Origin of the sequence: Clostridium sp. AM58-1XD (assembly GCF_003464085.1) — a bacterium.
Classification (GTDB): domain Bacteria; phylum Bacillota; class Clostridia; order Lachnospirales; family Lachnospiraceae; genus Lachnoclostridium_A.
Map to the genome: position 1 here is coordinate 1 of NZ_QSDR01000029.1, position 18591 is coordinate 18591.

Below are 18591 nucleotides of genomic sequence, written 5' to 3' on the forward strand. Positions count from 1 at the left end.
ATTGTATGCGCAGAGAAAAGAGACCATCGAAAGACTCTTTGGAACAGCTAAGGAGAATCATGGTTTTCGATATACACAGATGTATGGGAAAGCACGGATGGAAATGAGGCCGGGTTGACTTTTGCGTGCATGAATCTGAAGAAGCTGGCCAGAATGCAGCAAAGATATAAGCTGTGTGAGGCATAAGAACCCGGTAACGCTTGTTTGTGTGCAAAAAATGATATGAATTATGTAGAAAACAGTGCCAGGACGAATGTCCTGACACCGCTTTGTCTACAGTCTGAGTGCTGCATTATGCAGCACTCTCTTTTTTGTGGGTGACAGCCTGCTGAACACGGAGAAGCTTTTAGAATCCTGAAGAAATGGGATTATACAGAATACAGATGCGGATCATATCCACATGCTGATAATGACAACTTGGAAAAAATTGGTATAGAATGTTATTGCCAGTATATGACTGTGGCAGTTGAGCAGAAAGCAGACCTGAAATGATCCTGAAACGACGTAAAACGCCTTTGGATGGACATGATTTGGGAGAAACAGGAGAGAAAAGACATGGCACTTACATTATTTACAAATGAACAGGTAGAAGATTTCAGACAGTATTTAATTAATGAGGAGAGGGCGGAATTAACGGTTGAAAAGTACTTACGGGATATCCGGGAGTTCCATATGCATTTGTCCTGCAATACAGAAGTGACAAAAGAGAAGGTGGTTGCTTATAAAAAGAGTTTATACGAAAAGTATAAAGCAACAAGTGCCAACAGTATGCTTGTAGCATTAAATCAATACTTTGCCTTTTTAAATCGTGCTGATTTAAAGGTTAAGCTCTTTAAAGTCCAGTCAAACTTATTTCGTGAAAGAAATAAAGAGTTGACGGTAAAGGAATATAAAAAATTAGTACAGACGGCAGAAAAACGCAAAAATAAGCGCCTGAGCTATTGATTCAGACGATTTGCAGCACGGGAATCCGAGTGAGTGAACATAAGTATGTTACGGTGGATTCAATCAGAACCGGAAAAATTCGAATTATAAATAAAGGAAAAGAGAGGGTGGTGCTTCTGACGAAAGATTTGATAAAAGGATTGAAGCTCTATTGTAAAAGCATGGGCATTACTTCCGGTCCGATATTTATAACCAGAAATGGAAGCCCGGTCAACCGCTCCAATATATGGGCAGAAATGAAGTCGCTCTGCGAAGCTGCAGGCGTGGAACCGAATAAGGTATTTCCACATAATCTGCGCCATTTATTTGCGTTGACCTATTACCGGGTTGAAAAAGATATTGTACGACTGGCAGATATTCTGGGACATGCCAGTATTGAAACAACAAGAATATATACGTTAACCACGCTGAGGACTGTATTCACACACTCTCACGCCTAAATCTGCTTTTGATCTGACACAACATAATCTGTATTATGTGATGTGCTGATCATAAAGATACAGCATTTTATAGTTACTGTTTATCATAGATCAGTATTTAAAATTTTTTTTAATTACCTTGATTATCATATTTTTTAATAGTCCGCTCTTTAAATACCATATCTTTTCGTATATTTACGGATCAAATCATACGAGTTATTGTTGAAATTCCCACTTAAATCATTATTACGACATAATACAGATTATGTTGTAAACAACGGAATAAATTTGGCAAATCTATTAAAAGATAGAGACGCAAAGCTACAGGGGCTTCTCCTCCAAATGGAGGAATGCCAGCCAGCCGCATTTTTTTGCTGGCATTGAGGTTGTGAACGCAGATGCCAGTTTTGTTTGCCCTGTACGCGACATGGGAGACGGCTGAGGAAAAATTCCGTAATCAGTGAAAGACACTGAGATATGAAGCTGGTGATGTGCTTCTCCTTACTATTATGAGAAAGCGTGGTACGAATATGGAACAGAGTGCATTGCTGAAACAGATTGCAAAACAGTCTGGATATGAGATCGATATTGTGGAAAGGGTATATTGTGCGTTGATATCAGTTATGAGTGATGCCATGGGAAAAGGAGAAAAGGTTGTGTGTATGCCTGAATGGGGCCGCTTTATCCTAAGCTTAGGGATAATACAGGACGAAATGAAAATTCTCCCCGGAGTATGAAGAAGCCCCACTATTATATTCAGTTTAAGCCGAGCAGCAGCTTGAAGAGGCAATGTTTTCGGCAGAGGATGCGACGAAATTACAAGATTTCGAAACGCATGCTATTTTGCAGTATCAGGAGGACAGGAACGATGAATCATAAAAGAAAACGAACGTATCCGTCTGTTGCCGGTATTGTGATGTGCATCCTCTTTATTCCTATTATCGTAGTAAATACCATATTGATTGTCAGTACATATACAAGGCCGGATGAAATGCCCGGAGTATTTGGAATAAAACCTGCCATCGTGCTTTCAGGATCTATGGAACCTGTAATTAAGACAGGGGATTTGATCTTTATTCATAAAACAGATACGGAGAATCTGAAGGAGGGTGACGTGATTTGCTATCTCACGTCAGGAAAGGCGGTTACTCACCGCATATCCGGTATTACGGCAGGCGAAGATGGGACGCCGCGGTTTATTACAAAGGGCGACGCGAATAATACGGAAGACCGCCTGCCTGTTACTGCAGGTCAGATTGAAGGAATCTGGAAAGAAGGAAGAATCGCTGGACTCGGCAATATCATTTTGTTTATGCAGTCCTCAAAAGGGATGATTATTTTCATTATATGTCCGCTGCTGCTCTTTATTTTGGGGGATATCGTAAGGCGATGGAAGCTGGATCGGGCAGAAAACTCCAGGGTGGCGGAGCTGGAGGCGGAACTTGCGGAACTGAAAGCGGCCGGCCATGATGAAAAGGCCGAATACTCGCAGGAAGCGAACAACATATGAAGCTACAGCTTGTTTCCGGGGGGCACAGAGCGGAAGAAGCTGACGCAATAAACAGGGAGTAAACCTGGGTAAAGAATTTGAGATTATTAAGAAAGTGAGGGAAATTACATATGAAAGGAAAATCTTATGCAGCCCGTCTTGGGGGCCTGGCGCTGGCGCTGACATTCATAACGACCTGTCTGATGGGCGGAACGCTGGCCAGATACACCACGGAGGTTACGGGAACAGGATCTGCTACGGTGGCGAAATGGAGCTTTAAAGCGAACGAACAGACAGCGACTTTTACGGATATTGATCTTGCCAGTACGGCGTATACGAATATAGATAAGGCTGGAGGTAATAAAATAGCTCCCGGTACAGATGGAAGTTTTTATATTGAGATTGATGGCTCAGGAAGCGAAGTGGCTATTGATTATACAATCGCTTTTTCTGAATTATCTAACAAACCGGCGAATTTAAAGTTCTATTCAGATTCTGGATACAGTACTGAAATAGCAGATTTGACAGCATATCAAGACCTGAAGGGCGAAATTGCCGTAGATGATCTTGCAACACCAGTTAAAAAGATGATTTACTGGAAATGGGATTATGGAACTGCTGTTAAAGACGTCGGACCTGAATCAGGCAAGGAAAAAATGACATTCACGATTACAGTAACAGGTACACAGAAGGAACCGGCAAGACCGGCAACGTAACATTATAACTTTCCGCTCCCTGTGCCAGAGCGGCCTGTAGGTTTTCAGCCTACAGGAAAGGGAACCGCAAGAAGAAAAGGTTCTTTTTCCTGCAGGCTGAAAATTCTGTGCGTTATAAAGCAAAAGGAGGATATCATCCATGCCACAGAAACGCAGATACATACCTTTCCATAGATCAAAAGAAGACAGAGAAGAAAGACGGAGGAGATTCCGCCTTTTCCTCTTGCTGCTGTTTGTGCTTGTATTTATTACATCCTGCGTGGCAGGGCTTGTTCTGAACAAACATGCAGAGCGGCAGGTTCCAGAGCAGATCGTCGATTCTATTTTGCTAACGCCTGAAAAAGCAGAGAAGGCTGCCAGAACCAGAGTGCATTTTACCGGCCGTGTCATTTATTCCAATGGTTTGCCTGCGGCAGGGAGGATGATAGAACTGCACAGCAATCCGATGATCACGGTCACAGACTCAGACGGCCGTTTCCTGTTTCCGAACGTCCCCATTGGAGAACATGAAATTTTGATTCTTGAAGAGGATGGTTCGACAGCCGCGCAGCGTAAAATTGCAATATCGCAAAAAGATGTGGAGGATGGTATTACAATTTCCCATCAGGATACGGGAGATTACGATATTACGGTTGCAGTTGATATCAGGGTGCTGGAAATCGTGGTTGAATTAAGCGACAATCAGCTGACAATTGTAGAGGGAAATCAAACATACGCAAGTGAAGAAGGGTGGATTTCGACTCCTTTTGGCCGCGTTTCTGTATCAGAAGGAGTGGTAGTAACGCCTGAAGGTAATATCCATCTGCAGGATGGCACCATCGTAATTCCAGGAAGCGGAAAAGACGGAACCGCAGCAGTAATATTGCCAGATGATACAGTCATTTATCCGGAAAAAGAAATGGTTGCAAAAGATTATACGATTCAGCCGGACGGAACGGTAACGTTACCAGACGGTACAAAAATTCAGCCGGACGGAGCTGTTGCAGCCCCGGACGGAAATCTGCATATACCAGGTGAGAGCGGTATCGTCGCTGACGGAAAAGATATTTATCCAATAGGAGGGACAAAAGAAGAAAGTAACAGGCCGGGTTCGCCGGAAGAGGATGAATCACAGTCTTCTGTAAGCGATACCCCTGCGGGTAATAGGGAAGCCGGCGGTACAGCGGCACAGCCTGGCCACAGCGCTTCTGAAGACCATAATAGTTCTGTGCCGCCTGAAGTTACGGATGATACACAATCCCCAAGCTATGGAAATGGGCCGTCGCAGCCGGACGGCAGTATAAAAAACGAGAGTGGAAGCAGCCATGATGGCGGCGGCGCTCACGGAGGCGGCAGCAGCGGAGGCAATAACAGGCCCGGAACAGAAACGGAGACAGAAACGGAAACGGAGACAGAAACGGAGACAGAAACGGAAACGGAGACAGAAACAGAGACGGAAACAGAAACGGAGTCGGAGACAGAAACAGAGACAGAAACGGAAAGTGATACAGATAACGGTAACTAAACGTTAGCGGACAGATCGGAGACAGCGATGAATTTATGTCCTGGACGCAGCATAGCGATATTGATTTGTTTTACAATCGTACGGACGGATTGGGAGATAACATATTGCCTGGAGCCAGTGGTTTTTACTGTTTTGAACTGACAAACAGCCGTAAAAAGGACTTGGATGTCACAGTGACTCTTTCGGAAGGAGATATTCACATACCGCTTGTTGTTACGCTGACGCCGATATCCTCCGGCGGTAAGAAAATTACGAAAAAGGCAGTAACAAGTACGATGTCGGAAGGAAAGCTTACGGTTCAAAGTAAAATTGGCGCAAACAGTTCTGCCTTTTATCAGCTGGACTGGAACTGGCCTTTTGAGGGAACGGATGCGCAGTCTACTGCAGCAGGAGAGAAGGGCGGCACATATACGGTCCATGTTCAGATTTATGCTGAGGAGAACTGACCTGACTATGAAAATGTTAAAAAGTTTATTGAAATATGTGTTATATGCTGTTGTTTTAGCCGTTTTATTTATTGATATATGGCGGATGGTATCGCGGTTTTTATTCAATAATGAGCTTCCGTTCCTTTTTGGATACTCCCATGTTACCGTACTTTCGGGAAGTATGGAACCGGCTTTTTCGACAGGAGACCTGTTGATTATTCACCGTGAAAATGAATACCGGACAGGAGATGTCATCACCTTTTGGGAAAGCGGGAATCTGGTCACTCATCGTATAATAGAAAAGAAGCCGGACGGAGATGAAGTCATCACAAAAGGCGATTTTAATAACGTACCGGATAACAGTCCGGTGGGGATCACTCAGATAGCCGGCCGCGTGGTATGGGTTATTTCCGGACTTGGGAAATTTATCCTTTTTATACGAACGCCTTTTGGCCTCCTGCTGGTTATGGCAGCCGGGGCTATGGCACTATTTTTACCGGATTGGATCAGTAATTTAAAAGACCAGGAAGGGCGGTAACGGCTCGAAAGCGGAATATTTTGTTGTCATATGCTATTTTATTGGAAGGAGGAGACGGTCAAAATGAAAAAACATCTGACAAAAACCAGAATGGCATGTTATATTTTACTGCTCGGCACGTTCTGTCTGCTGCTTCCTGTTACATATGCCCGGTACGCAGCTCAGGTTAAGGGAGAGGCTGCCGCAAGTATAGCCGCATGGGGATCCGACAGCAGCGATTTTACGATTGACGTTAGCGGACTATATCCCGGTAAAACACAGGACTATCAGTTCGCCGTAACAAATAAAAAGGGAGACAGGGTCAGCGAGGTTAGCCAGAAGTATTCGATTACGGTAGACACGACAGGTAACCTACCCCTGAAATTCCAGATAGATGCAGGTTCCGGACTGCCGTCGGGCAGCCTGGTCAATACGGGGGAGCTGGCGGTTACGGCAGGAAAGGCCCGGACAGAGGGAGGATTTCTGCCCCATTCATCAGAAACTGTCCACAATTACGTATTAAAAGTCTCATGGCCGGAAGGAAATGATAATAACAGTTCAGATTATGCGGATGAGATCGATTTGGTCACTGTGACTGTGAATGCGGAACAGGCAGAGCCGGAAGAGCCGGCAAAGCCGGCCGGATAAAATATGGAGGCAGATAACATGGGAGCAAATAGAAACAGACGTAAAAAGACTGTTATTGCAGTCAGTCTTTCAATAATCATTCTGCTTTCTTTCGCAGGTGTGACCGCGGCTCGCTATATGATGGAAAAATATCAAAGCGGAATTATGGCGGCACAGGAATTTTACTTTACAAGTGATCTTTTAAAGGAAGAAAATGAAAAAGCAGAGTATTATATAGATCCACAGAAAGGAACTTTTACGGTTAATTTATATAATTATGCCGATTCAATCAGAACAACGCCGGAAAATATAAAGTATCAAATCACTGTGAGCGGCGGAACCGCGGCCACAGACAGTGGCGCGGGTACGCTGGCAGGAAATGTGCAGAGCAAAGCGAAGATTACAGTTTCGTCTACAGGGGATACCGTAACGGTTACGGCAATATCGGAGGCACCTTATAACAAAACGCTGACTGCAACTTTTATAAAGGGGCGGGGCAATCAGTATGAGATTAAGGATGAGAAAGACAGTTTGGCGGCCGTGCTGGTTCTGACCTGTGCTGATTCGGAAAAAGATATAAAAATCACATTGCCGGATGGAGTGATTCCGGATGCGGCAAATGACCAGGCTAAGGCATATAAAGGCAATATATGTACCTATCATTCTCAGGGACAGGGCGTATATTCCCTTGTTCTTTTGAAAACAGACTCTTCGATCACGCTTTCAGGAAGCGGTTCATTTGCAGACAGTCTTGAAATCAGCAGGAATTAGAACGATGAAAACGGCGGACCCGCCGTACAGGAAGTCGGGGGAATTGTTATGAATATAAGTGAACGAAAAAAGGCTAACAGGCATAAGAACGACAGACGGCGGTGGGCGGCGGCTCTCCTGATTCTTTGCTTAATGATGAGCAGTCTGAATTTCGAATTTATGCTCGCTTATGCGACCGAAGACAGTGTCCGGACGTTTTATGTGGGAGATGATGTAAAGGCTATAATTGTGGACGGAGTCCTGAAAATTAAGGGCAGCGGCGATACATATGACTTTACGGAAGAGACGGCTCCGTTCTTGGAGTATGGCGATGAGATCGATTCTCTGGTCATTGAAAACGGAGTTACATATGTCGGTTCCTATCTTTTCTATGGACTTGGAAACCTGAGGGGAGAACTGAGGCTTCCGGAAAGTATCGTCGGATTTGGCGATTATGCGTTTTCCGGTAGAGATAAGTACAGTGCGCCCCGATTCTCCATGATTATCAATGAATTTATAGAAGGGGAAATCGTGGAAGATGGCTCCAAGGAATCCGGAGATATCGCCGTTTCCACACCGTCCGAAGCTGTGGTAGAAACGATTGACTCCGAAGGTGAGTATGATGGCATAGGAAAGCCGGAGGATATCAGCTCTTCCCGGGAGCCGGAGACAGAAAAAAGAACGGAAGAGGCAGCAGAAGAAAATCCGGAAACCGAACCAGGGCAAGAGACGGAAGAGGAGGCTATTCAACAGCCGCAGGCAAAAATCGAACGCCATATGGTACCTGTCGTAGGGGAAGCCCCAGGAGTAGAGCAAGAGGAGAGCGGTTCGGGAAAAGAAACATCAAACAGCGGTTCCGTACATGATACGGCAGGACAGACGGGAAGCAGTTCGGAAAATACCGGGCAGAATACCGAGCAGAAGGCCGGAGAAAAGACTGAAACAGAAAAAACAGAGGACCAGGCCGGGGCTGAGAAAGGAGAAACAGCAGGCAAGGATGAGGTTTCCGGAGAAGAGGAGAATAAAGACTCTTTGCCGCCGGCTGATGAAAACAATGAATCGGACGGCACAGGCGGCTTGGACAGCACAGTTATTTCGGATAATACGGATCATTCAGACAAAGAAGAAAATACAGAGTCTGCAGAGTCTATGGAAAATGCAGACGGTATAGAAAAAGATGAGAAACCGTCTGCTGCAGGCGGAGTCCCAGACGGGGCTTTTGACAGCGGTTCCGGTGGAGGAGCAGATGCTTCAAAATCAGAAGAAGACGAGGAGATTCCGGACGATATTGAATATGATGTAGAATACATTATCGAGCAGAAAATCGAGAATCCGGAGACACTTTTCTATGAAGGGCAGACCGGCCTTATGATCTGCTCGGAAGACAACGGATCTTTTATTGAGGCTGGGGAATATGCAGGGTACGAGCTGGCGGACGGCTTTATGACGGTGACTCTGGATGAGATGGTGGATATGGAGCTGCCTGTACGGGACGGCCGGATCTGTCTTCCGGAATGCCCAAAAGAGCTGGTATATCCGGAGGAGGATGAAGGCATGTTCAGCCGCCGGTTTGCAGGATGGTCGTCAGAACAGGATGGATCCGCTCCGGTACAGGAGGCAGGAGAATTCATGGATGTAATGGAGGGTGACCAACTGAACCTGTATTCCGTTTGGGAAACTGCTGGAAATTATGAATTCTGTATTGAAAAGGACCGGGAAGGGGATATCGCAGTCTATACCCTGACTGACAACATTACGGGGGAAGTACCGGAATATTCAGATGGTTACATGTTTTTATATCAGTGGCAGCTGTCTGAACAGGAAAAACCTCATGATGACAGACCGGCCGGAGAGCTGAATGACCGTCCGGTCAGGACTCCGTCCGAGGTTTATAGCGGGAATTTTGGAGAGGATGACGGATGGGAGGACATCCAGGGAGCGGATGCTCCGGTATACCGTCGCCATGTAGAGCCGGAGGGCGTTTCCAGACAGGTCCGGTGTGTGATAACAGCAGTAAAGGTAACCCGCGCCCGTTCAACCGAAGGGCAGATTACCATGTTGTCAGAACAGGTTACCGCCCTGTCGGAGCTAAAAACGGTTTATGTTGACCAGCAAATTGGAGATGATGCAAAAGACGGAGCTGGCGCCGATCCTGGCAATCCGGTTCAAACGATGGAAAAAGCGGCGGAGCTTTTAAGCGAAAGCGGTACGGTCGAAGATAATAAAATTATCCTTTTGAGCGGTTATACAATGAAGACAGCAGCGGAGGGAGAGTTTTTAAAAAACACTCCAAGAAATGTTACAGTCAGAGGAAATACCGGCTCGGAAACGTTTTCGATAGAAAAAGGAAGTAATGGTGAATTACTGCCGTTTACATTATATGGAGACGTTACCTTTGAGAATATGACCCTTGGCTTGCAGCACATATATGGAAACGGGCATAATATTAAATTAGGAACGAATGTCAAGACATCAATACGTCCGTATTTGTATGGGGCGGGTAATAATAACATGTCGGATAAAGTCGGAAGCATAGAGGTATTAAGCGGAAGCATCGTCAGAATTAACGGGTATCTAAGATCAAATAGTGATGTCGATGCGGACAATAAACTGGCTGCTATAACGGTAGGTGGTACGGCAATTGTGGACACGATTATCGCAGGGAGCGCCAACGGAAAGCTTTCAAACGGTAATGTGGTCATTAACGTCAAAGGAGGTCAGGTAGGTTATGTGGTCGGAGGCTGCCAGGGTCATCAGAATACGCCGGCTCCATATTCAGGAACGACAACGATAAATATATCGGGCGGAAAGGTCACTTCGATATACGGGGCCGGATCGGGCAGAGTCAGCAGTATTCCAACCTTCTGTGGCACGTTGAATATCAATGTTGCCGGAGGAGATGTAGATAATATTTATGGCTCCGGTTCGGCGGCTATATAATGGAATGTGCGGACGGAACGCCGTCTCAGGTAAACATAAAGGCTTCAGGCGGTAAAATCGGAAATATATTCGCAGCCGGAAAAGGCGGGGACGGCGCCATGACTTTCACGCTGACTCCTGCGGCAGGAAAGCCCGAAAACATGGGGAGTCTGACCGGAAATGCAGAGATCAGTATCGGCGGATCGGCCTACGTAACAGGCAGTATTTATGCGAGCGGAGAAGGGTATTCTCCCGATGGGATCACATATGATACAACGAAAAATGCGTATTCAAAGGGAAATATTTCGATTAATGTTGAGGGCGGAACGATAGATGGGAATGTCTACGGAGGCGGAAAAGGAATTGCCAAGGAAGGATATGAGGAATGTGCCCGTGTAGAATCAGGTTCTAAGGTCTTGATCGACCTTTCCGGCGGAACCGTAAAGGGAAACGTCTACGGCGGCGGAGAACGCGCCGAGGTGGAAGGTTCTACTTCCGTCATGATCTCTGCAGGCTCTGTGAACGACTGCGTTTACGGCGGTGGCGAGAACGCGGGAGTAAAAGGCTCCGCCTCAGTTGTTATAACAGGAGGCATGATAGAGCACAAAGTCTATGGAGGCGGTAAAGAAGGATTAGTGCAAAATAAGACCAATGTCAGCATTACGGGAGGTACAGTAAACGGCTCTGTCTATGGCGGGGCATACGGCAAAGCAGGCGACCGCTTTGTTCTGGGCGGTTCGACAATTAATATGAGCGGCGGATGGGTGAAAGGAAACCTGTACGGAGGCAGCGAACTGAGTGATGACGGACCGTCCTCAGGAAGTCCTCAGGATTTGATTTTTGTCAATTTAACGGGAGGAACGGTCGGCGGCAGGGTGTTCGGAGGCGGCTATCAGGGAAAGGTAAACGGTTCTACCCATGTACATATAGGAACTGGGGCGATCGGCAAGTGTAAATATTACAGCGGTCATAAAGGTGAAATGCCCAGTCTGAATGCAGCAAAACTGTCTATCGGAAATTCTGTATACGCCGGAGGTGATTATGGCGACGGCGCGAGTTATGATACCGTTACAATAACAGGCTTTTCCCATGTCTACGTTGATGGAACCGGGTATGATTTCGGAAAAAATTCCAGCTTGAGCATGGATATAGCAGGAGGTGTCTTTGGCAGCGGCGCTTCCTGTGATGCAGGAGATAAACGTATGGTTACGCTGGATAACTTCGGCGTAAAAAAAGAAGATGATGTGGGAAAAACGATAGGGGCGGGAACGACTCTTACATCGATTCAGCGGGCGGATCAGGTGCGATTGATCAATTCTCATGTACGGCTTTCGGGACAATCAGACCTGGCAAATGCGAATCAGACGGCGCTGTACTCCTTGAACAGGATTGGAGATGAGGGGACGAAGCAGGAACTGGGCAAGGTAGGGAACGGTCTGGCATTGGAAAACGGCAGTACACTGGTGCTCGATTCTGCGGTAAATGAAGTGGCAAATTACAAAAGTGTGGATAAAAATGAAGATGAGGTGGCACCTGAAGATCTTTCAAAATACCCAAACACGATCATTCTTGCTACAGGAACGGTATTACAGATTTCTTTGAAAGAAAACTCGAAAGTAACATACGGCGCGGTATCAGGCTATTCTTATATTATGGCAGATGACAAGGCGACCGCCTATGCCTATGCCCGCATAAAGGAAGGGGAGGGAGCTGGCGACGGCGGTTTTTTCCTACAGGGTGAGTCGAAGGAACTGGACTATACGAATGTGACAGGCCAGGGATTCCGCTATTGGAAGATCGGGGATGACAAGGCAATTGCAGTCCGAGATACTGTATTGACTGCTCAGAAGCTTACGACCGCACCTTCCGACGGATTTTCACTGGCGGAAGGCGCAATAACTTTGCTCCCGGCAGAAAAGGATTCTACGTATAGGATCAATAATATTACAATTCCAGATGGAATCACCCTCATAGAAGGGGCAAAAAGAGGGGACGGCACATGGACTTCGGCTGATACGGGACAGGTAAAGGATACGGAAAAAACGAGAATCAGTGACAGCCCGCTAAATACATTTGGCCTGTATATTGAAACGAGCACAGGATTTTCTCCCGGCACCGGGAACGTAATATCAATGAATACGGTAAAACCGGATGATAAAAATACGATCATCGGCAAATCGGCCGACAGTCAGAAAGGCATCGTTCCGGAAATTAAGTTTTATCTTACATACGCCAACGATGGGATCACCCAAAGCAGGGATTTAGGCACAGTGAATGCCGAGATATTAAGATACGAAGGCAGTACAGTAAAAGAAACAATGCAATTAAATATAGAAATCGTAACAAAAGCGACGGACCTGGAAGCACAAAGCGTGGATCTCTATGCGACCCAGAGCGGTAGTTATGCGGGAAGACTGAAGATTCCGGCTGGTTCCGGCAGGACGATTAGCCTTACCGGAGTAACGAAGGAATTTGACACGGGAACGTCTCTTGTACCGTATCACCCTTCCAATCCTTCTGAAAGCCTTACCGGCCATCAGATTTCTGTGACCATGGAACCATCGGAAAAACAGCAGTGGAAGAGCGAAGGGCTGATGGAAGGCGTTTATGATTTAAGCGAATTTTCTGATGAGAGCAAGATTTTGATTGGATCGACTGACAGCAGATTTGAAGCTTCTATCGATTTCACCCTGTATAATACTTCCAATTTTGCATCTCAGGAACAAAATGATAAAATCATTTTGAATCTCCAGGATGAGTCAGGAGTGTCGGTACCGATCACGCTGGAAATTCATTGGAAAAAATCAATCGTATCAGAGATAAAGACAGGAGCAGGGAAATACTATCATACGCCCGCCGGAGGAGGCATAACGGAAGTTTCACAGGGAAGTTCTGTTACATCCGCTTACTCGCTGGATGGCCAGGCCGCTGCCGGAGAACTGTGGCTGGAACTGCAGAGACAGGACGATAAGACGACGCTGGCAATTCCAAAAGGAACGAAAATAACGATGATTTACGGCAGTAAGTACTATATTTACCGGGTAAAGGCAATGAGGCGAATTATAGAATTCTGCTGTCCGAATTTAAGGAGATGTGGACAGAGAACGGGCTTACGGGCCAGGTCAGCGGATCATTTACAACGATTGTGGATTTTGATTCTTCAGACGGACTTACGGCAGATATGTACAGCCTTCACCTGCGGAATGAAAAGGGAGCCGATTCTCTGGGAGCCGACTTTACTGTAAACGGTTCCGCAGCAAGCGTGGCGCTGGGTGGGGGAGACGGCCTTTCGCGTGGGAAACACCAGTTCCATTTCAATATCAATGCCATGTCGGATACGCGTCTGGCGGACGGAGCAGCAATTGTTCTGTCTCCCGGAACAGGAGGTGATATCCCTGAAGGAACTGTGTTTACATACGGAGGAATAAAGTATTATCCTGTCAACGGACGCGTTTATATTCCTGTTGAGAATTACAATAGCGGTCAGATCGTAACGATGGACACTGGTAATACTGCCGGTCTAATGGTAGGAGAGAACAGGATGTCCGTACGGCTGTTTTCAAAGGGGATCAATGCAGGCGGCTCAGAAATTGATTCGGCGGAGACCGTTTATACTGTAACGGCAAATCCGGCATACAGTCTTAAAGTTCATCTTTCTGAAGGAGGAAGCCGCGTAGTGCCGCCGGGAGCAGGGATGGTATTTGACGTGGAATACTCCATTGTAAATGGAACAGGAGCCGATAACGTTATCGGGATACAGGTTTATAGAAAGGACGCCGGCATATATGATAATCCGGAACCAGACGGAGCATGGCCGGTGAGCGGAAATGGAAAGTTAACTGCCGGAACCGGCAGTCATCGTATTTCAGTATCCGTCCCCGAATCTGCTGTTCCGGGAACGTACCGGCTTGTATTTGAACTGGGCGGCCAAAAAGTTCCTTATAATATCATTGTCCGGGAATCTGAACATATAAAAGAAAAAGATGGAGTTTAAGAAAAAGAAATAGTTAAAAAAGAAGTAGTTAAAAAAGAAGTATCGCCCTCGATACCAGATACGGAACCAGGCTGCGGACCTGGAATGGAATCTGATATCGAGGGCTTTTGTGTTTTATATGGATCCTTGTCAAGACAGGGACAAATGTCTGACAGCACCGAACATTACAAGCTCATAGAGCGGGGGGCCAGGTTCGCCGGCGGCCTGCGCGCGGAGCGCGTTGGCTATCGTTTCAGCCTGTTTTAGGGATATTAGGACTGATTTGAGTATTCTTCGGTGAAACGCAATTGATTTATCGCCGCATTAATGATAATATTAATACAATAAATGATTTATATAATTGGAACAAGGTTTAATAAAATAAGCATATTGCTGTGAGAGAGAGGAATGGATGGAAGATCAATATTTATGCTTTGAATCGTTTGCCTTTCTTTTTTTAATACCTCTAAATCACGTGGAGTATATTATGCCAGCCGCTCAGGTGACGAACGGAGGAATTGATTATGAAAATCGAGTAATAACCGTTCTCGATTTTCAGACTATTTTGAAGGAAAATCCGCCGGAAAAGAAATCCCATGTTATTATCATCCGGGACGGAAGTGGAGGTTATTTCGGTTTGATGGCAAAAGCCGCATTGGAGGTTATAAAGATTGGGGCCGGGAGGAAACGGAAACTGCCGGAAGAAGTGATCAGCAGGAAAAACAGTTTTATATCAGAAGCAGTCTATTTAGAAGGTCAGGATCAGTGGGCTTATATTATAGATGGAGATAAGCTGCTTGAAGCAGAGGGAATATAAATATGTATAATATTGATTACAGCAGGAAGAGAGATCCGATGACCGGACTGTGGTCGGAGGAGTGGGTCAGCAAAAAAATAGAAGATTATCTGAATTCGGAAGAAGAGAGCGGAAGCGCCGCATTCTGTCTGATGGAGGCGCCCTTACCGGATCAGGGATACGAAATCAAAGATGGGAATTCCATGCTGAAGAAGTTTGCGTTTGTACTTCAGCAGACGATGAGAAAATCAGATTTTGCAGCAAGGGTCGGAGAACATCATTTTATAATTTTCATCATGGGCTGCAAGGGGCGCAGGGATGCGCTTGAAAGGCTGCTGTTTTTCAGGAAGAACATGAAAGAGGAAGGAATCGGGAACAGCTGTATATTTCAGGCGGGGATTGTTCTGTGCAGCAGCTTATGCCATCCGAAGTGTTCTTATGAGGAACTGCTTAATAAAGCAAAGGGAGCGCTGCAGCGCTCCCGAGGGGAAGAAGGCGGATTCTATGCAGTTCCCTGGGATACAACGTTTAACAGGGATGAAACTGGATGGGAGTTGGAACCTGCAGGCGAATACAGGATTTCGAGAAAAGACGCCGATATGGATTTTGTTGGCGAGATAATGGAAGGCTTTCAGCACGCTGAATCCTTCCAAAATGAGATAGAGAGGGATCTGGAACGCCTTGGTTCCTATTACGGTGTCGACGAGGCATATATCGTAGAAAGAACAGCTGGGGAAAGAGGATATGAGATTACTTACGAATGGAAGAAAAACAAAGGCCGTGTTGAAAATAATAATCTAAAGAGAGTTCCTGGTATTATCGGGGAGAGATATGGCAGGCAGTTTGACAGCCGGGGCATGATTATATGTACTTGTATGGAAGCTCTGGAGGAGCTGGATCCTGTCATGGCAGAACGGCAGAAGCTCAGAGGGACGAGATCGATGATGCAGAACGCAGTTCTGGAATCAGGCACCTATATCGGTTATATCGGAATTGCGGACGGAAGCAGGGAACGGCTGTGGACGGACGGAGAAATCATGACATTTTCCATGGTCAGCATGATTATTTCATCCTATCTGCTCCAGCTGCGGGCGAAGCGTTCATTGGAGATTATAACGGATTACGACCTGCTTACGGCTGCATGGAATTATAATCGTTTTTTGGTTCTGGGGAGTGAAAAGCTGGTTAGCGACGGCGTACCTAAGGCAGTTGTTACGGTAGACATTAAAAATTTCAAGATGATTAATTCCCAGTATGGTTATGAAAAGGGGAATGAAGTCCTTGTAGAGATCAGCAACCTCCTGAATTTCTTTACGGCAGGCAGCGAATGTTACGCCAGAATCGAGGCGGACAAATTCGTTCTTCTGTTGGAATACCAGATGCTGGACGGGCTTCAGCAGCGCTTAAAACAGCTGATCCGCCGTGTGGAACAGATTCCGGAACAAAAGCTGGGGGTATCCGTTACATGCATGGTAGGCGTATGCCTGGTGGAACAGGGGGACAGTGATTTATCAGTCCTTGTAGACCATGCGAATATGGCAAGAAAATCATTGAAGGACTATCACAAAAGCGTATACAGTTTTTACAACAAAGAGGCGGAGCAGAAGCTGATCAAGGAAAGAGAACTGACGGCCCGTATGAAGGGAGCGGTGGAAAAAGAGGAATTTGTAGTTTATTACCAGCCGAAATTCAGCCTGAAGGCCAGGAAGATCATTGGAATGGAGGCTCTCGTCCGATGGAAAACAGGGGTGAATAGCCTGGTGCCACCGGATGAATTTATTCCTCTCTTTGAAAAAAACGGGTTTATTACGGAATTGGACCGGTATGTTTTTGAACGTGTATGCAGGCTCCAGAGAAGATGGATGGATGAGGGGCGGACCGTGCTGCCTGTAAGCGTCAATGTTTCCAGAATCCATATCAAGGAAGCTGATTTTCTCACAAAGCTGACGGATATCTGCGGAAAATATGAAATTCCGGCGAAAAATCTGGAACTGGAAATTACAGAGAGCGCGTTCCTGCATAATCAGGAGATTGTAATGGCCGTGGCCAGGCAGATTAAAGATGCAGGCTTTCTTCTTTCCATGGATGATTTCGGAACGGGATACTCATCACTCAGCCTGCTGAAAGATCTTCCGGTGGATATTATTAAACTGGATAAGGAATTTTTTCAGAAAAAACTAAATAAGAGGGAGCGAATTATAATCGCAAATGTCATTCGAATGGCAAAGCAGCTGGATATACAGGTGATTTCAGAGGGAATTGAAACAAAGGAGAATGAACAGTTTCTGAAGGAAATCGGCTGCAATCTGGCGCAGGGATATCTGTACGGCAGGCCGCAGCCGATCGAGGAACTTGAAACGAAGCTATAGGAGACGGGAGAAGAATTGGAAGGAAGAGGTGAGGGGATTTGGGGACAGATGAAAATGGGCGCGTACTTCATTTAAAAAGCAGGGAAGAGTCATTCGAAATCAAATGGGATAATTCGTGCCGGTTTATTATGAAGCCGAATGTGATTAAAGTACCTGGCGTTCCTGCAAAGGCAGCAGGAATGATGGAGCTGGACGGAGAACTGATCAGCCTTTTCTATCCTGGAGAACTGTCGAATTCCTGTGCATGTGCAGTGATAATCAGAAAGAGGGGCGGCGGATTCGTCGGTTTGCTCGCTGATGAAATCGATGGAGGCACTTAATGTGATCAAATTTGACGAAGAAGAATTTTCGGAGTTTGTACAGTACATAAACGAAAAATACGGAATTGATCTGTCGAAGAAAAAAAATACTGGTTGAATGCCGTCTGAATGGCAATATAAGAAAACAGAATATTACTTCTTTAAGGGAATTTCTTTATATGATGAAAGGGGACAGATCGGGCCGTCTGGAAAACGAAGTGCTCAATAAACTGACGACAAATTATACGTATTTTGTAAGAGAAAGCAAGCATTTCGAATATCTGGAACGTGAAATTCTCCCGTCATATCAGGCGGATCGGATGGAACGGCTTTCAATCTGGTGCGGAGGATGCTCCAGCGGAGAGGAATGTTATACGCTGTCCATGCTCCTGCACAGCTATGTGAGAAAGGGAGGGAGTCTGCCGGAGTTTCAGATACTGGGAACGGATATATCGGAAAATTCCTTAAAAAAGGCCAGGGAAGCCAGGTACTCCATCAATGAACTGAAACGGATACCGGATGAGTGGCAGAGGGAATATTTGGATGTGGATTATAAAAATGAATGGTTTGAAGTACGGTCTGCGATCAGGAAAGAAGTTGCTTTCTGCAGGATGAATCTGATGAAGCCGTTTGCAGGCCAGAGGCAGTATGATATCATTTTCTGCCGAAATGTTATGATTTATTTTGACGAGGGATCCAGGAAGAAGCTGCTGAAACGTCTTTACGGATGTCTGAAGCCTGGAGGTTACTTATTTTTAGGCCATGCGGAGCTGCTGTACAGAGACAACGATCTGTTTCAGTACGTATGCCCTGCTGTTTATCAAAAAACAGGAAAATAAT

Annotated in this window: 17 protein-coding genes, 1 pseudogene and 1 riboswitch; all 18 genes and pseudogenes read left to right on the forward strand. The window is 45.9% G+C overall.

Going from position 1 to position 18591, the window contains the following annotated elements:
- Positions 1-186 (forward strand): annotated as a pseudogene (locus tag DXA13_RS16080) (transposase); the annotation flags it as partial.
- Between the two features lie 369 nt (positions 187-555).
- Positions 556-945, forward strand: coding sequence for a site-specific integrase (locus DXA13_RS23240; protein ID WP_347559889.1), 390 nt, complete (start codon positions 556-558; stop codon positions 943-945).
- Positions 946-974: 29 nt separating this feature from the next.
- The gene (locus DXA13_RS23245) at positions 975-1385 is read left to right on the forward strand and encodes a tyrosine-type recombinase/integrase (protein ID WP_347559890.1); all 411 of its coding nucleotides are present in this window, start codon (positions 975-977) and stop codon (positions 1383-1385) included.
- A 259-nt stretch (positions 1386-1644) separates the two neighbouring features.
- Positions 1645-1733: riboswitch (cyclic di-GMP riboswitch) on the forward strand.
- A gap of 122 nt (positions 1734-1855) precedes the next feature.
- Positions 1856-2101: an HU family DNA-binding protein gene (locus DXA13_RS16090; protein ID WP_118245958.1), complete on the forward strand. Its 246-nt coding sequence runs from the start codon at positions 1856-1858 to the stop codon at positions 2099-2101.
- 131 nt (positions 2102-2232) lie between these two features.
- The gene (locus DXA13_RS16095; protein ID WP_118245961.1) at positions 2233-2874 is read left to right on the forward strand and encodes a signal peptidase I; all 642 of its coding nucleotides are present in this window, start codon (positions 2233-2235) and stop codon (positions 2872-2874) included.
- 110 nt (positions 2875-2984) lie between these two features.
- Positions 2985-3569: a hypothetical protein gene (locus DXA13_RS16100; protein WP_118245963.1), complete on the forward strand. Its 585-nt coding sequence runs from the start codon at positions 2985-2987 to the stop codon at positions 3567-3569.
- Between the two features lie 139 nt (positions 3570-3708).
- Positions 3709-5073, forward strand: coding sequence for a carboxypeptidase-like regulatory domain-containing protein (locus tag DXA13_RS21090; RefSeq protein WP_181995708.1), 1365 nt, complete (start codon positions 3709-3711; stop codon positions 5071-5073).
- A gap of 35 nt (positions 5074-5108) precedes the next feature.
- Positions 5109-5519 carry a hypothetical protein gene (locus DXA13_RS16110; RefSeq protein WP_118245965.1) on the forward strand — a complete coding sequence of 137 codons (411 nt, stop codon included), beginning with the start codon at positions 5109-5111 and terminating at the stop codon, positions 5517-5519.
- 7 nt (positions 5520-5526) lie between these two features.
- Positions 5527-6039, forward strand: a complete 513-nt coding sequence (locus DXA13_RS16115; protein WP_181995709.1) for a signal peptidase I — start codon at positions 5527-5529, stop codon at positions 6037-6039.
- Positions 6040-6102: 63 nt separating this feature from the next.
- Positions 6103-6666, forward strand: a complete 564-nt coding sequence (locus DXA13_RS16120; protein WP_118245969.1) for a hypothetical protein — start codon at positions 6103-6105, stop codon at positions 6664-6666.
- 18 nt (positions 6667-6684) lie between these two features.
- The gene (locus DXA13_RS16125) at positions 6685-7416 is read left to right on the forward strand and encodes a hypothetical protein (RefSeq protein ID WP_118245971.1); all 732 of its coding nucleotides are present in this window, start codon (positions 6685-6687) and stop codon (positions 7414-7416) included.
- Between the two features lie 48 nt (positions 7417-7464).
- Positions 7465-10335, forward strand: coding sequence for a hypothetical protein (locus tag DXA13_RS16130; protein ID WP_118245973.1), 2871 nt, complete (start codon positions 7465-7467; stop codon positions 10333-10335).
- Entirely contained in the window at positions 10335-13559 is a 3225-nt protein-coding gene (locus DXA13_RS16135) for a hypothetical protein (RefSeq protein ID WP_118245975.1), read from the forward strand. Before DXA13_RS16130 ends, DXA13_RS16135 begins: the two co-directional genes overlap by 1 nt.
- The gene (locus DXA13_RS20770) at positions 13460-14308 is read left to right on the forward strand and encodes a hypothetical protein (RefSeq protein WP_147348043.1); all 849 of its coding nucleotides are present in this window, start codon (positions 13460-13462) and stop codon (positions 14306-14308) included. The genes DXA13_RS16135 and DXA13_RS20770 overlap by 100 nt, the downstream gene beginning before the upstream one ends.
- A gap of 391 nt (positions 14309-14699) precedes the next feature.
- Complete coding sequence (locus tag DXA13_RS16140) at positions 14700-15104, forward strand: chemotaxis protein CheW (protein ID WP_118245977.1); 405 nt, start codon at positions 14700-14702, stop codon at positions 15102-15104.
- Between the two features lie 2 nt (positions 15105-15106).
- Positions 15107-17452, forward strand: coding sequence for a bifunctional diguanylate cyclase/phosphodiesterase (locus DXA13_RS16145; RefSeq protein ID WP_118245979.1), 2346 nt, complete (start codon positions 15107-15109; stop codon positions 17450-17452).
- Between the two features lie 38 nt (positions 17453-17490).
- The gene (locus tag DXA13_RS16150; protein ID WP_118245981.1) at positions 17491-17772 is read left to right on the forward strand and encodes a hypothetical protein; all 282 of its coding nucleotides are present in this window, start codon (positions 17491-17493) and stop codon (positions 17770-17772) included.
- A 158-nt stretch (positions 17773-17930) separates the two neighbouring features.
- A complete protein-coding gene (locus DXA13_RS16155) occupies positions 17931-18590 on the forward strand; it encodes a CheR family methyltransferase (protein ID WP_243009183.1) in 660 nt (219 codons plus the stop codon).
- The last annotated feature ends 1 nt before the right edge of the window (position 18591 follow it).